Genomic DNA, 14,912 nt, shown 5'->3' on the forward strand with positions numbered 1-14,912 from the left:
GGCGAGCCATCCTGAGAGAGAGGATCGGAGCGCGTGACGGGACCCGAACCCGGAAGCGACCAGAGAACAGCCAGCATCGACCACCACCCCGAGAACCTCCGCCTGCTCCCCTGGCCGCAGGCGGACGCCTCCGTCCTGCGCGACACCCTCGCGCACGCGGGCGGCGGACTCGAGAGCGAGAGCGAGATCCTCGCGCGCCACGACCGCTACCTGCGCGGTTGGGCGGACGGCGACGCGTTCTTCTACGTGGTCGAGCTGGACGGACTCTCCGTCGGCTCCATCGGCTATTGGTACGGCTGCTCGCGCGGCGTCGTCGCCTACGAGGCGGCATGGAGCATCGCTCCGCACGCCCGCGGCATCACCGCGGACTCCGTGCGGATGCTGCTCGAGGAGGCGGCGGCGTTCCCCGTGCCCCGCTTCGTGCACGCCTTCGTGGCGGAGAGCGACCTGGACGCCGGCGCGACCTGCGTCGAGGCCGGCTTCGACCGGATCGACCTCGTCGAGCAGGGCGAGTCGCCGGAGCTCTACGTGGACTGGGCGTTCGACCTGGCCGCCGTGGCCTGATCAGATCCCGTGGCGCTCCAGCCACGGCCGCAGCACCGCGAGGAACTCCTCCGGGTGCTCGAGGCCGGGCAGGTGCGCCGCGTCCTCGAGCACGTGCAGCTCGGCACCGCCCACCTCGGCGGCGAGGTGCTCGCAGACCGGCAGCGACTCGGAGAGGTCGTGCGCGCCCGCCACGACGAGGGTCGGCACGGCGATCTCCCCGAGCCGCTCGCCCGCCGGCCCGGAGGGATCGATCGGGCGGGGGGCCTCCGCCTCGTGGCCGACGCCCGTGAGCGCGAGCTCCCGGACCCGCGCGAGGAACTCCGGAGCCACGTCGTCCGCGGAGCGGTCGGGACCCACGGCCCAGAGCTCCGCCTCGACGATCGCCGCGGCCTCCCGCTCGCCCGCGAGCTCCAGCGCCTCGACCTCCCCGAAGCGGCGCTCCTCCTCCGCCGTCAGCGCGGGGTAGTCGAAGCCTGCCAGGCCCGGGGCGATCACGACCAGGCCGGTCACCCGCTCCGGATGCTCGAGCGCCAGGTCGAGCGCGAGCGTTCCGCCCCGCGAGCAGCCGACGACCACCGCGCGCTCGACGCCGAGGTGGTCGAGCACGTCCAGGGCGTCCCGGCGCGGGTCGTACTCCACGTCCTCCGTGCTCGTTCCGCCCGCGCCGCGGACGTCGTAGCGGACCACCAGCCGGTCGCGCGAGAGGTCGGGGACGAGCGGGTCCCACATCCGCAGGTCGGCGATCCCCGCGTGCACGAGCAGCAGGGCGGGAGCGGAGGCGTGGCCGTCCGCCTCCCAGTGGAGGCTCGCGCCGGGGACCTCGAGATGCGGCATGCCGCACACCGTAGGCGCGTCGCGCCGGCGCTGCAACGCCCCGGCCACTGCCTAGGGTGGAGGCGCGACAGCGGACCGGCCGCGGCGGGGAGGCGGCGGCGTGGAGGGCGTGCTCACCGGCTTCTCGATCATCGGGGTCGTCATCGCGGTCGGCTACCTGATCGCGCGGTTCCGGATCGTCCCGCCCGAGAGCCGGCTGATCCTGTCGCGGATCGCCTTCTTCGTCACGACGCCGGCGCTGCTGTTCACCGTGCTGTCGCGGGCCGACGTCTCCGTCCTCTTCTCCTCGTTCCTGCTCGTCTCGCTCCTGACGGTGCTGACCGTCGCCCTGCTCTACGTGCTGGCCTCGCGGCTGCTCTTCCCCCGCCCGCTGCCGGAGACGGTGATCGGGACCGCGGCCTCCTCCTACGTCAACGCCAACAACATCGGACTGCCGGTCGCCATCTACGTGCTGGGCGATCCGCAGTGGGTGGCGCCGACGCTCCTCCTGCAGCTGATCGTCCTCGCGCCGACGATCCTGACGCTGCTCGACGTCTCGACGAGCGGGCGGACCTCGGTCGGCGCGATCCTCACGCAGCCGCTGCGGAACCCGATGATCATCGCCTCCGCCCTCGGCCTCGTCGTCGCCCTCACCGGCGTGGAGCTTCCCGCGCCCGTGCTGCAGCCGTTCTCGATCATCGGCAACGCGTCGATCCCGCTGGTGCTGATCGCCTTCGGGATGTCGCTGCGCGGGCAGCGGCCGCTGGAGGCGGGGCCGGCGCGGGTCGAGGTGGTCGTCGCCTCCGTGCTCAAGTCGCTGGCGATGCCTGCGGTCGCGCTGCTGCTGGGGCGCTTCGCGTTCCACCTCGACTCCGAGCACCTCTTCGTGGTGACGGTGACCGCCGCGCTGCCGACCGCGCAGAACATCTTCACCTTCGCCTCGCGCTACGACCGGGGCGTCGCCGTCGCCCGCGACACGGCCCTCGTGACCACGGTCGCCGCGGTGCCCGTGCTCATCGGGGTGTCCCTCCTGCTGGGCTGAGCGGAGCAGCATCCCCGGCTCCCGCTCGGGCCTGGCGGAGGCGCCGGACGGCCCGCGCATCCGCGTCGCGTGTCCCTCGTCCTGGGACGGGGCCGGTGGCGCGGGCCCGGTCGCACTCCGCCGACCGTCGCTTAGGCTCTCTCGAATGAGCACCACCACGTCCGCCGACCGCTCCGCCCGCGGCAGGCCGCGCCGCCGTCGCGGCCTCTGGATCACGCTGATCGTCCTCCTGGTCCTGCTGATCGGCGCCGTCGTCGCGGTGCTCCTCGGCGTGCGCACCTACGACAAGGCGATGACCGTCCGCGACAAGCTGACCGAGGCGATCCCGCTGGTGTCGCAGGTGACGGACAGGCTGACGACGTTCGACACCTCCGGTGCGGAGGAGACCGCGGGCCGGATCGCGACCCTCACCGGCGAGGCGCGCGACGAGACCGAGGACCCGGTGTGGCGGGTGATGGAGGTGGTGCCCGTCCTCGGGCCGAACCTGTCCGCGGTCCGCGCCGCGACCGAGATCGCCGACGACGTCTCCGGCCGGATCGTCACGCCGCTCTCCACTACCTCGCTCGACATCCTCAAGCCCGTCGACGGCAGGGTCGACCTCGCGGCGATCACCGAGCTGTCGCAGAAGATCACCGTCGCCAAGGAGGTCGTCGACGCGGCGCAGACCCGCGTCGAGGGCATCGACCGCGGCCCGCTGGTGCCGCAGGTCGCCTCCGCGCTCGACTCCTTCACTCCGCAGCTGGCCACCGCCACCGCGGCGATGGAGCAGGTCGAGCCGCTCACCGCGATCCTCCCCGACTCCCTCGGAGCGTCCGGTCCGCGCCACTACCTGGTGATGTTCCAGAACCTGGCGGAGTCGCAGGCTCTGGGCGGCGGCGCGTCGTCGGTGATGCAGCTCGACGTCGACGGCGGCGCGATCTCGATCGGCCGTCAGCTGGGCAGCGGCGACTTCCGCGGTCTGGCGCCCGTCACCGTCGACCAGAGTGCGCTCGACACCATCGGCGAGAACATGGCGACGACCTTCAACGTCTCGACCAGCCGCCCCGACTTCCCGACGGCCGCCTCGATCGCCTCGCAGTTCTGGGCGCAGAAGTTCCCCGAGCAGAGGATCGACGGCGTCCTCGCGATCGACCCCGTCGCCCTCTCCTACCTCCTCGGCTCGACCGGGCCCGTGACCCTCACCGACGGCACGGTCCTCACGAGCGAGAACACCGTCTCGACCCTGCTCAACGAGGTCTACTTCCGATACCCGGAGTCGGTCGTGGCCGAGCGCACCGACGAGTTCTTCTCGGAGGCGAGCGCGACGGTCCTGGGCAAGATCCTCGGCGGAGAGATGGAGCCGACGAAGATGCTCCCGGCGATCGTGAAGGCGGTCGACGAGAGCCGCATCCTCGCCTACAGCTCCGACGCCGACGAGCAGGCGCTCCTCGCGCCCACGCCGATCGCGGGGGTCCTGCCGCAGACGACGACCGACGGCACGACCACCGGAGTGTTCTTCCAGGACGCCTCGGGCGGCTCGAAGATGGACTACTACCTGAGCACGGCGGTCACGCAGTCGAGCGCGGGCCGGTGCGCCGCCTCCGGCGCGGTCTTCACCACCTCCGTCACCGTGACCAACACGATCTCGAAGGCGGTCGCTCGGACGCTGCCCGGCTACGTCGCCGCGGCCGGCGGGCGCGGTGCGTACCCTCTGGGCGACTTCGTCACCAACATCTACGTCTACGGCCCTCCCGGGACCACGGTGTCGAGTGCGGCCTGGGCCGACGGCACGGGCTACGGACCCGAGAGCCTCGACGACCTCGGCCGTCCCGTCTCGAAGGTCGCCGTGCAGCTCTCGCCCGGCCAGTCCGAGACGTTCGACGTGCAGTTCAGCGCCGGCGACGCCTCCGGCTTCGGCGACCAGACCGTGCGGGTGACCCCGATGATCAACCCCACCGCGGTGACGCTGAACGACGAGCCCGCCTGCGGCTGACCTCGCGATCGCGCCCCGAGCACGCCGACCGCCGACGCGCCCCCGGGTCGGTGCTGGACCAGCGCCGCCCGCCCGACCGCTGACGCGCCCCCCGGGTCGGTGCTAGACCAGCGCCGACCCGGGGATCGAGCTCGTCACGAGCGAGGAGGCGAGGAACGCGGTGGCGATGCAGAGCACGAACCCGATGACCGGCACGAGGAACGCGCGTCGGCCCACGAGGTAGCGCACGACCGTCACGACCACGGCGATCAGCGTCAGCGCGGGCGGCCCGATCAGCGCGATCGAGACGCCCCAGTCGATCCGGTCGAAGTCGCAGGCGAAGTTCTGGCCCTCGCACTGCGCGGGGAAGACCGAGAGGATCGCGGCGAGGTAGCCGAGCACGATCGTGAGCAGGCCGAGGGCGAGGCAGCCGAGGATCGAGAGCACGAGGTCCCAGCGGCGCCGGCGCGGCTTCCCGGCGGCGATGATCTCGCCCACCGAGCGGTAGGCGTCGGACCGGAACTCGTCGTGCGCGGCTCCGGGGCGGGCGGTCGCAGGGCGTGCCGTCGCGGGGCGTGCCGTCGCGGGTCGGGCGGCGGGGCGGGAGGCGCCGGCCGAGGCGGCCTGGGCCCGCGCGCGCTTCTTCTTCGACGAGGCCATGCTCAGAAGATCATCGGGCGGTCGTCGTCGAGGGTCGTCTCGAGGTCGAGGTCGACCACCACCGGGACGTGGTCGCTCGGGGCGTCGCCCTTGCGCTCGTCGCGGTGGATCGAGGCGCCGGTGACGAGCTCGCCGAACGCGGGGGAGCCGAGCACGAAGTCGATCCGCAGCCCCTCGTTCCGCGGGAAGCGGAGCTGCTTGTAGTCCCAGTAGGTGTAGCCCTCGGGCACGAGCGGGCGGACGACGTCGCGCAGGCCCGCGTCCTCGAAGGCGGCGAAGGCGGCGCGCTCGGGGATCGAGACGTGCGTGGATCCGGGGCCGAGGCTCGGGTCGCCCACGTCGCTGTCGAGCGGCGCGACGTTCCAGTCGCCGACCAGGGCGAGCGGCAGGTCGGGCTCTGCGGCCAGCCACTCGCGGGTGCTCGCCTCGAGGGCCGCGAGCCACTCGAGCTTGTAGAGGTAGTGCGGGTCGTCGACCGCGCGGCCGTTCGGGACGTAGAGGCTCCAGACGCGCACGCCGTCGACCGTGGCGCCGATCGCGCGGGCCTCGAGCGGGTAGGAGCCGTCGGCCGCCGCCTCCTTCGCGAAGCCGGGCATGCCCGGGAAGCCGATCTGCACGTCCTCCATCGGCAGGCGCGAGGCGATGCCGACGCCGTTCCACTGGCTGAGCCCGACCATCTCGACGTGGTAGCCGGCGTCGGCGAAGGCCTCGTGCGGGAACTGCTCGGGCTTGCACTTGAGCTCCTGCATGGCGAGGACGTCCACGTCCTCGCGCAGGAGCCAGTCGACGACGCGGCCGGTGCGGGCCCGGATGGAGTTCACGTTCCAGGTGGCGATGCGCATCCTGGAAGTGTAGGAGCCGCCGCCGACACGTCTCCTGCGCGTCCTCCGCGCGTCCCGGCGGCCGCGGGCCGGGGGAGTCATCCCCTCGGCGGATTGCGGAACCGGTGTCGGTGGTCGATGGTTGTCTAGCGCCGTCCCGACCGGCCGTTCGTCGTGCCGTCCGGACGCCGCCGCCGCCCGCGCCGTGCGGGCCCGACGGGCTCCCCGGCGCTCACTGCTCCCCAGCCCGGTCCCCTCCCCTCCCGCTCCTGCTCCGCCCCTCCGGAGGACCCATGATCCTGCTCCGCCTCGCCTCCGCCTACGCGAAGCCCTACGCGCGCTGGGTGGCCGCCGTCGTCGTGCTGCAGCTCGTCGCGACGCTCGCCGCGCTCTACCTGCCGAGCCTCAACGCCGAGATCATCGACCAGGGCATCGGCCGCGGCGACACCGACTTCATCTGGGGCACCGGCATGACCATGCTCGGCGTCTGCGTCGTGCAGGTCGCCGCGGCGATCGGAGCCGTCTACTTCGGCGCCCGCACCGCCATGTCCGTCGGCCGCGACCTGCGCCGCGACGTCTACCGCCGCGTCGACTCGCTCAGCGGGCTCGAGGTCGGCGGCTTCGGCACGGCCACCCTGATCACCCGCGGCACGAACGACGTGCAGCAGGTGCAGATGCTCGTGCTGATGACCCTCAACTTCATGGTCTCCGCGCCGATCATGTGCGTCGGCGGCATCGTCTTCGCCCTGCGCGAGGACGCCGGCCTCTCCTGGCTGGTCTGGGTGTCGGTGCCGCTGTTGTTCGTCGTGGTCGGCTTCCTGGTATTCCTGCTGCTGCCGCTGTTCCGCCTCATGCAGGACCGGATCGACGGGATCAACAGCGTGCTGCGCGAGCAGATCACGGGCATCCGCGTGGTGCGCGCCTTCGTGCGCGAGCCGTTCGAGTCCGAGCGGTACCGCAAGGCCAACGCGGCGATCACCGAGGTGTCGATCAAGGTCGGCAACATCTTCGTGCTGATGTTCCCCGCGATCATGATGATCCTGCACCTGGCCACCGCGGCCGTGCTGTGGTTCGGCGGGCAGCGGGTCGACGCCGGTCAGATGCAGGTGGGCTCGCTCACCGCTTTCCTGCAGTACCTCCTCCAGATCCTCACCGCCGTGATGATGGGCGTCTTCATGGTGATGATGATCCCGCGCGCGGTCGTCTGCGCCGAGCGGATCCAGCAGGTGCTCGACGCCCGCACCAGCCTCACCACGCCCGAGGGCGGAGTCCCGACGCCCGCGCGCGGCCGCGTCGAGTTCTCCGGGGTCGTCTTCGGCTACCCGGGCGCCGAGCGCCCCGTGCTCTCGGGCATCGACATCGTCGCGGAGCCGGGCCGCACCACGGCCGTCGTCGGCTCCACCGGCGCCGGCAAGACGACCCTGCTCGGCCTCGTGCCGCGCTTGTTCGACCCGCAGGAGGGCAGCGTCACGATCGACGGCGTGCCCGTCTCCTCCCTCGACCGGGCGCAGCTCGCCGAGGTGATCGGGCTCGTGCCCCAGCGCCCCTACCTCTTCTCGGGGACGATCGCCTCGAACCTGCGCTTCGGCCGCCCCGACGCGACGGACGCCGAGCTGTGGGAGGCGCTGCGCATCGCCCAGGGCGAGGACTTCGTGCGGAGCAAGGAGCACGGGCTCGACGAGCCGGTCTCGCAGGGCGGCACCAACGTCTCCGGCGGGCAGCGCCAGCGGCTCTGCATCGCGCGGGCCCTCGTCGCGAAGCCGCGGGTCTACCTGTTCGACGACTCGTTCTCGGCGCTCGACGTCGCGACCGATGCGAGGCTGCGGGAGTCGCTGGCCGACGCCACCACCGACGCGACCGTGATCATCGTGGCCCAGCGGGTGTCGACCATCCGCCACGCCGACCAGATCGTCGTGCTCGACGCGGGCCGCATCGTCGGCCGCGGCACGCACGACGAGCTCCTCGAGACGAACGCGACCTACCGCGAGATCGTCGAATCCCAGCTGAGCGTCGAAGGAGTGTCTTGAGATGGCGCGCACACGCGACACCACCGCCCCCGAGGAGACGACGTCCCCCGAGCCCGAGTTCGAGCCCGGCGAGGGCGACGGCGGCGTGTTCGGGGACGGGCCGCCCGCCCGCAAGGCGCAGAACTTCTGGCCCTCGGCCAAGCGCCTCTTCTCGCTGCTCGGCCCCGAGCGCGCCCGGATGGTCCTCGTGGTCGCCCTGGTCTCGCTGTCGGTCGTCCTCACCGTCATCGCGCCCAAGATCCTCGGGCAGGCGATGGACACGATCTTCAACGGCGTGATCGGCTCCCAGCTCCCCGCCGGCGTCCCGCTCGAGCAGATCATCGAGCAGCAGCGCGCCTCGGGCAACGGCACCTTCGCCGACATGCTGGCCAAGACCGACATCGTGCCCGGCGCGGGCATCGACTTCGTGGTCCTCGGCCGCCTGATCATCATCGTGCTGCTGATGTACGTCGTCGCGTCGGTGCTCATGTGGGCGCAGGGCTACATCCTCAACGGCCTCGTGATGCGGGTGGTCTTCGGCCTCCGCCAGGACATCGAGGCGAAGCTCAACCGCCTCCCGCTGCGCTTCTTCGACACCCGGCAGCGCGGCGACGTGATGTCGCGCGTCACGAACGACGTCGACAACATCCAGACGGCGCTGCAGCAGGCCTTCTCGCAGCTGGTGCAGTCGGTGCTCACCATCATCGGCATCGCCGCGATGATGTTCATCGTCTCGTGGCAGCTCGCGCTGATCGCGCTGATCTCGATCCCGCTCTCGGGCGTGATCGCGGGCGTGATCGGCGCCCGCTCCCAGAAGCTCTTCGCCGCCCAGTGGAAGAACACGGGCGCGCTCAACGGCCACATCGAGGAGACCTTCTCCGGGCTCGAGATCGTCCGCGCCTTCGGCCGCGACCGCGAGATGCTCGAGGAGTTCGACCGCCGCAACGACAGCCTCTACACCGCCTCGTTCGGCGCCCAGTTCGTCTCGGGCATGATCATGCCCGCGATGACCTTCGTCTCCTACCTCTCCTACGTGCTCATCGCCGTGGTCGGCGGCCTGCGGGTCGCCTCAGGTCAGCTGACGCTCGGCGACGCGACCGCGTTCATCCAGTACTCGCGCGAGTTCACCCAGCCGGTGACCCAGCTGGCGAGCATGGCGAACATGCTGCAGTCCGGCGTCGCCTCGGCCGAGCGCACGTTCGAGCTTCTCGACGCCGAGGAGCAGGAGCCGGAGACGGCGACCGCGTCGCTCCCGCAGCGCACCGACGGCCACGTGGAGTTCGAGGGCGTCTCGTTCTCGTACGACCCGGAGCAGCCGCTGATCGAGGACCTGACCTTCTCGGCGCAGCCCGGGCAGACGGTCGCCATCGTCGGTCCGACCGGGGCGGGGAAGACCACGCTGGTCAACCTGGTCATGCGCTTCTACGAGCTCACCGGAGGGCGCATCCTGCTCGACGGCGTCGACATCACGAGCCTCGCGCGCGGCGATCTGCGCTCGCGCGTGGGCATGGTGCTGCAGGACGCGTGGCTCTTCCAGGGCACCATCCGCGAGAACATCCGCTACGGGCGCCTGGACGCGACCGACGAGGAGATCGTCGACGCGGCGAAGGCCACCATGGTCGACCGCTTCGTGCGCCAGCTGCCCGACGGCTACGACACGGTGCTGGACGCCGACGGCGGCAGCGTCTCGGCGGGCGAGCGGCAGCTGATCACGATCGCGCGCGCGTTCCTCGCGAACCCGTCGCTGCTGATCCTCGACGAGGCCACCTCCTCGGTCGACACCCGCACGGAGCTGCTCGTGCAGCACGCGATGAACGCGCTGCGCACCGACCGGACCTCGTTCGTCATCGCGCACCGGCTCTCCACGATCCGCGACGCCGACACCATCCTGGTGATGGAGTCGGGCCGGATCGTCGAGCAGGGCGCGCACGAGGCGCTCCTGAAGCAGCGCGGCGCCTACTACGAGCTCTACATGACACAGTTCCGCGGAGGAGGCGACGAGGCGGGAGAGCACGCCGCAGCGGGCGCGCTCCCGAGCGGGGGAGGGGTCGCCCCGTAGAGTAGGCGCGTGACCGACGCACGCCAGCAGCTCATCGAGTACATCGGCTCCGACGCCGTCTTCCACGGGGACTTCACCCTCACGAGCGGCAAGAAGGCGTCGTACTACGTCGACCTGCGCCGCGTGAGCCTGGACCACCGCGTCGCGCCGCTGATCGGGCAGGTCATGCTCGACCTCATCGCGCCCATCGAGCGCGTCGACGCCGTCGGCGGCCTCACCATGGGAGCCGACCCGATCGCCGCCGCGATCCTCCATCAGGGCGCCGCCCGCGGTCTCGCCTACGACGCGTTCGTCGTGCGCAAGGAGCCCAAGGACCACGGCCGCGGCCGGCAGGTCGAGGGCCCCGACCTCGAGGGCAAGCGCGTCGTCGTCGTCGAGGACACGTCCACCACCGGCGGCTCGCCGCTGAAGGCGATCGAGGCCCTGCTGAAGGTCGGCGCCGAGATCGCAGGAGTCGCCGTCGTCGTCGACCGCGCGACCGGGGCCCGCGAGATCATCGAGGACGCCGGTTACCCGTACTTCGCCGCGATCGGTCTGGCCGACCTCGGCCTGAGCTGATGGTCGACGAGGGGGGACGCGGCGGGGGCCCGGGAGGCGGCGAGCACCCGGAGCCGGAGCGCCGCGGGTCCGAGGGCCGCGAGCCGGAGGGCCACGAGCCGGAGCCTGCCGGATCGGAGACCTCCGAGCCGGAGCGTGCCGAGCCGGAGCGACCCGAGCCGGAGCGTCCCGTCGGCAGCAGCGAGTGGCTGCTGCAGCAGCTCAGCGGCGGCCGCCTGAAGAGCATCTTCGATTCGCCCCGCCCCGTCCCTCCCGTGGAGGAGTCGCGCGCGGAGCGGACGTCCGGTCCTGCTGAGTCCGCAGCCGACGAGGCCCACGCGTCAACGGAGGAGCGGAGCGTTGCGAGTGAGTCGGCCTCCTCTGCCGACGCGGCCGGACCGTCCTCGGGCGACTCCGACGCTGCGCCGCGCCGTGCCCCTGCCGCTCCGGTCGGCCTGTGGCCGGGGGAGCCCGTGCTGAGTGCGACGCCCGCCGCCGAGGAGGCCGGCGGCGACCTCCCGAACCCCGCGGACGACTCCGCTCCGGTGGAGGAGCAGGACGCCGACGCCGACCGCGGAACGGTCGCGGAGCCGGAGCGCTCCTCCGGCCGCGACGGCGTCCCCGCCGAGGGACGGAGCTCTCCGGGCCCTGACACGGGAGCCCCCGACACGGGAGCCCGCGCCATGGGAGCGCCCGAGACGGGTGCCCGTGAGGCGAGTGCCAGCGAGACGGGTGCCCGAGAGACGGGTGCCGGTGGGACGACTGCCCGCGACACGAGTGCCTCCGACGCGGACGTGTCCGACGAGGACGCCTTCGACGCGTTCTTCGCCCCCCTCCGCGACGACAACGCCGACGGCTCCGGCTCCGACGCCTCCGCCGATGCCGGCCGCACCGAGGTGCACCGCCGCGGGGCGGACTCCGTGCGCCCGGTCCTGCCGCACACCGACCCTCCCGCCGACCTGCCGACCGCCCCCGCCGGACTCCGCAGCGCCCACCGGCCGGACGATGAGCCCGATGCCGGATCCTCGGCCGACGTCGACCCGGCGGACCGCTCCGGCGCCCTTTACCCCGCTGACGGACGCCCGGTCGGCGCGACCCCGCCGACTCCGCGCGAGCCGACTCCGCCCGCCGTCTACGAGTGGCCCGACCCGCGCGGGGACTGGGACCAGCCGCCCGTGTGGGAGCAGGTCGTCGCTCCGCAGGACGAGCCCGACGAGGACGGCGGCGACGAGGAGCTGTGGCGCGAGACCGCCGGCGCCTACTCGTGGAACCTCGAGCCGGCCGCCGAGCCCGCCGACCGCGCCGAGCCCGCGCCCTTCCGCACCGCTCCCGCGGCCGCCCACGTCAACGCCGCTCCGCCGCGGAAGCGCCGCTCCGCCCGGTCCCGACCCGAGAGCCGCGAACGCGACTCGGCGCCCGCCGCAGCGCCCGCGTGGCGCACGCTCAGCCGACGCCGGCTCCTGATCGGCCTGATCGCGGCGGGTGCGGTGATCCTCCTCGCCGGGCTCTTCGCGATCGGCATCGCCGTCGGGAGCGCCGGCGGCCGAGCAGAGCCGCAGGCCGTCCCGGTCGTCAGCGAGACGCCCACGGCGGAGCCGACCCCCTCGCCCACGCCGACCGCGACCCTCCCGACCGTCGGACCGCTGCCCGTCGGCACCTGGGCCTGGAGCGCGCTCCTCGGCGGCGAGTGCGTCGAGCCCTTCGACTCCGTCTGGGCGGAGGAGTTCACCGTCGTGGACTGCGCGGGGGCCCACTCCGCCCAGCTCGTCTCCACCGCGGAGCTGACCGACGCGGCGTTCCCCGGCCAGGACGCCCTGGCCGTCACCGTCTCCTCGCTCTGCCAGGCGCAGGGCGTCGTGGACGTCGCCGCGGCCGAGACCTACGGCGACGTGCAGGTCGCCGGTGCGTTCCCCGTCACCCAGGAGCAGTGGGACGCGGGCGAGCGCAGCTACTACTGCTTCGTCGACCGGGCGGGCGGCGGCGAACTGACCGGCTCCCTCGCTGGCACTCCCGCGGCCTGACGCGCGCCGTCCCTCAGGCTTCGGGGGACGCCGCCGGGCACCGGCCCGGTGCACCCGGCCGAGCCGCGGAGCGCCCAGTAGGATCGCTCGTCGTGCAGGAGAACGAGGCGACCCCCGCGACCGGACCCACCGCCTCCGTGGAGCTCACCACGAACGGCGTCGGCCCCTGGCAGGGCGAGCGGCCCGAGGACGACCGCCTCGACCCGGAGCTGCTGGAGCGCGGCGACGCGCGCAACGTGGTCGACCGCTTCCGCTACTGGCGGATGGACGCGATCGTCGCGGAGCTCGACCGCACGCGGCACCCGTTCCACGTCGCGATCGAGAACTGGCAGCACGACATGAACATCGGCTCGATCGTCCGCAGCGCCAACGCGTTCGGCGCGGAGGGCGTCCACATCGTCGGCCGGCGGCGCTGGAACAAGCGCGGCGCGATGGTCACCGACCGCTACCAGCACGTCCAGCACCACGAGACGGTGGCCGACCTCGCGCAGTGGGCCGCGGAGGCGGACGTGCCCCTCCTCGCCGTCGACAACGTCCCCGGCTGCGTGCCGCTCGAGACCTACCGGCTCCCCGAGCGCTGCCTCCTGCTGTTCGGGCAGGAGGGACCCGGCCTCTCGGAGGAGGCGATCGCCGCCTCGGAGGCCGTGCTCGAGATCACGCAGTTCGGCTCGACCCGGTCGATCAACGCCTCGGCGGCGGCAGCCGTCGCGATGCACGCCTGGGTGCTGCAGCACGTCCGCTTCTGACCCCCGCGAGCCGCGGTGCCGTGTCAGGAACCGGCGCCCGGCCCGCTGCCGGGCCGCCGGGACTCAGACCGCTGAATCCGGCGGGAACTCCGACTCCAGCGGCTCCGACGACAGGAGCTCGTGCACCCCGCTCAGCACCTCGTCCGGGCGGAACGGGTAGCGCTCGATCTCGGCCTCGTCGCTGATCCCCGTCAGCACCAGCACGGTGTGCAGGCCCGCCTCGATGCCCGCGACGATGTCGGTGTCCATCCGGTCGCCGATCATCCCGGTGTTCTCGCTGTGCGCGCCGATCTTGTTCATCGCCGAGCGGAACATCATCGGGTTCGGCTTGCCGACGACGTACGGATCCTTGCCCGTCGCCTTCGTGATGAGCGCCGCGATCGCCCCCGTCGCCGGGAGCACGCCCTCGGCGCTCGGCCCCGTCGCATCGGGATTGGTGACGATGAAGCGCGCACCCGCGACGATCAGGCGGATCGCCTTCGTGATCGCCTCGAAGCTGTAGTTGCGGGTCTCGCCCACGACCACGTAGTCCGGCGCCGTCTCCGTCATGATGAAGCCCGCCTCGTGCAGCGCGGTGGTGATCCCCGCCTCGCCGATCACGAACGCGCTCCCGCCCGGCTTCTGCGACGCGCAGAAGTCCGCCGTCGCCAGAGCGCTCGTCCAGATCCGCTCCTCCGGCACGTGCAGCCCCGACCCGCGCAGCCGCGCCGCCAGATCCCGCGGCGTGAAGATCGAGTTGTTCGTCAGCACCAGGAACGGCGTGCCCGAATCGGTCCACTCCTGGATCAGCTCGGGCGCGCCGGGGAGCGCCTTGTTCTCGTGCACCAGCACGCCGTCCATGTCCGTGAGCCAGGCCTCGACTTCACTGCGGTTCGTCGCCATGGGTCGATGCTATCGGCGGCACCCCCGCGCACGACGGCGACGACCGGCGAACCGCCCGGCTCCCTCCGCTGACGCCCCTGTGGAGGGACGACCGTCGTGCGCCGGACGGCCGGACCCCGGACCCGCACAGCCGCGAGCGGGATAGCCTGGGAGGCATGAGTGGCGAGAACCTGCTGGGCCCCGAACCGACCCTCCTCCCCGACGAGCCCGCGGTCACCGCGGCCCTCGCGAAGCACGCGAACCCGGGAGCCGTCGAATTCGCCGCCCTCGCCGCCGCCCACCCGCGCTCCCCGCTGGCCTGGGCACTGCTCGCCGACAGCGTCTGGGGCATCGACGCGGCCCTCCCCTCCTACGCCTACGCCCGCGTCGGCTACCACCGCGGCCTCGACCTCCTCCGCGGAGCCGGCTGGCGCGGCCAGGGCCCCATCCCCTGGCGCCACGGACCCAACCGCGGATTCCTGCTCTCCCTCTACGCCCTCCGCCGCGCCGCCGACTCCATCGGCGAGACCGAGGAGGTCACCCGCCTCACCCAGTTCCTCCAGCAGGCCGACCCGATCGCCATCGAGGAGATCGAGCGATACCACGAGGACGCGTTACCCCCTACCGCCGCCATCATCATCCTCGGCAACGACTAGGCGCCGCCCGGGTGCGGTTCTGGCGGCGTTGTCGTCGGGCGCCGTAGCGCCGCTACGGCTTCCTCCTCCGCCTTGCCAGAACCGCACCCGGACGCCGCCTAGCCCTGTGCTGGTGGGGTGGGCGCCGTGCCTGCGGCGCGAGCGCGGGGCGCCGTGCCGGGGGCACGAGCGGCCGTGGGGGGCTGGAGCGGGG

13 protein-coding genes are annotated in these 14,912 nt (G+C 72.7%); 9 read left to right on the forward strand and 4 right to left on the reverse strand.

Going from position 1 to position 14,912, the window contains the following annotated elements; all coding sequences use genetic code 11:
- Positions 1–33: 33 nt before the first annotated feature.
- Positions 34–564 carry a GNAT family N-acetyltransferase gene (locus C5C55_RS14455; protein ID WP_104234380.1) on the forward strand — a complete coding sequence of 177 codons (531 nt, stop codon included), beginning with the start codon at positions 34–36 and terminating at the stop codon, positions 562–564.
- Here the strand turns inward: C5C55_RS14455 and C5C55_RS14460 are convergent, their stop codons facing one another.
- Positions 565–1,380, reverse strand: a complete 816-nt coding sequence (locus C5C55_RS14460; RefSeq protein WP_104234381.1) for an alpha/beta fold hydrolase — start codon at positions 1,378–1,380, stop codon at positions 565–567.
- Between the two features lie 100 nt (positions 1,381–1,480).
- Between C5C55_RS14460 and C5C55_RS14465 the strand changes: the two genes are divergently transcribed.
- Together C5C55_RS14465 and C5C55_RS14470 are read left to right on the forward strand one after the other, a co-directional pair.
- Positions 1,481–2,401: an AEC family transporter gene (locus C5C55_RS14465; protein WP_104234382.1), complete on the forward strand. Its 921-nt coding sequence runs from the start codon at positions 1,481–1,483 to the stop codon at positions 2,399–2,401.
- Between the two features lie 145 nt (positions 2,402–2,546).
- The gene (locus tag C5C55_RS14470) at positions 2,547–4,373 is read left to right on the forward strand and encodes a DUF4012 domain-containing protein (RefSeq protein ID WP_104222808.1); all 1,827 of its coding nucleotides are present in this window, start codon (positions 2,547–2,549) and stop codon (positions 4,371–4,373) included.
- Positions 4,374–4,475: 102 nt separating this feature from the next.
- On the opposite strand, the gene C5C55_RS14475 is transcribed toward C5C55_RS14470, so the two are convergent.
- Both C5C55_RS14475 and C5C55_RS14480 read right to left on the reverse strand, forming a co-directional pair.
- Complete coding sequence (locus C5C55_RS14475; protein WP_104234383.1) at positions 4,476–5,012, reverse strand: hypothetical protein; 537 nt, start codon at positions 5,010–5,012, stop codon at positions 4,476–4,478.
- A 2-nt stretch (positions 5,013–5,014) separates the two neighbouring features.
- The gene (locus C5C55_RS14480; protein ID WP_104234384.1) at positions 5,015–5,854 is read right to left on the reverse strand and encodes an exodeoxyribonuclease III; all 840 of its coding nucleotides are present in this window, start codon (positions 5,852–5,854) and stop codon (positions 5,015–5,017) included.
- Positions 5,855–6,126: 272 nt separating this feature from the next.
- Here C5C55_RS14480 and C5C55_RS14485 point away from each other — a divergent pair, with 272 nt between their 5' ends.
- From C5C55_RS14485 to C5C55_RS14505, 5 genes are all read left to right on the forward strand, one after another.
- Complete coding sequence (locus tag C5C55_RS14485; protein ID WP_104234385.1) at positions 6,127–7,860, forward strand: ABC transporter ATP-binding protein; 1,734 nt, start codon at positions 6,127–6,129, stop codon at positions 7,858–7,860.
- Position 7,861: 1 nt separating this feature from the next.
- Positions 7,862–9,898, forward strand: coding sequence for an ABC transporter ATP-binding protein (locus C5C55_RS14490; RefSeq protein WP_104234386.1), 2,037 nt, complete (start codon positions 7,862–7,864; stop codon positions 9,896–9,898).
- 9 nt (positions 9,899–9,907) lie between these two features.
- A complete protein-coding gene (pyrE, locus tag C5C55_RS14495) occupies positions 9,908–10,456 on the forward strand; it encodes an orotate phosphoribosyltransferase (protein WP_104222804.1) in 549 nt (182 codons plus the stop codon).
- A gap of 452 nt (positions 10,457–10,908) precedes the next feature.
- On the forward strand, positions 10,909–12,456 hold the full coding sequence (locus tag C5C55_RS14500) for a septum formation family protein (protein ID WP_146080958.1): 1,548 nt from the start codon (positions 10,909–10,911) through the stop codon (positions 12,454–12,456).
- 92 nt (positions 12,457–12,548) lie between these two features.
- Positions 12,549–13,202, forward strand: coding sequence for a TrmH family RNA methyltransferase (locus C5C55_RS14505; protein WP_104222802.1), 654 nt, complete (start codon positions 12,549–12,551; stop codon positions 13,200–13,202).
- A 63-nt stretch (positions 13,203–13,265) separates the two neighbouring features.
- Here the strand turns inward: C5C55_RS14505 and C5C55_RS14510 are convergent, their stop codons facing one another.
- Complete coding sequence (locus C5C55_RS14510) at positions 13,266–14,084, reverse strand: HAD-IIA family hydrolase (RefSeq protein ID WP_104225721.1); 819 nt, start codon at positions 14,082–14,084, stop codon at positions 13,266–13,268.
- A 155-nt stretch (positions 14,085–14,239) separates the two neighbouring features.
- On the opposite strand from C5C55_RS14510, the gene C5C55_RS14515 reads away from it, so the two are divergent.
- Entirely contained in the window at positions 14,240–14,719 is a 480-nt protein-coding gene (locus C5C55_RS14515) for a DUF3151 domain-containing protein (protein ID WP_104234388.1), read from the forward strand.
- The last annotated feature ends 193 nt before the right edge of the window (positions 14,720–14,912 follow it).

It is taken from the genome of Rathayibacter sp. AY1C2 (assembly GCF_002931195.1).
Taxonomy (GTDB): domain Bacteria; phylum Actinomycetota; class Actinomycetes; order Actinomycetales; family Microbacteriaceae; genus Rathayibacter.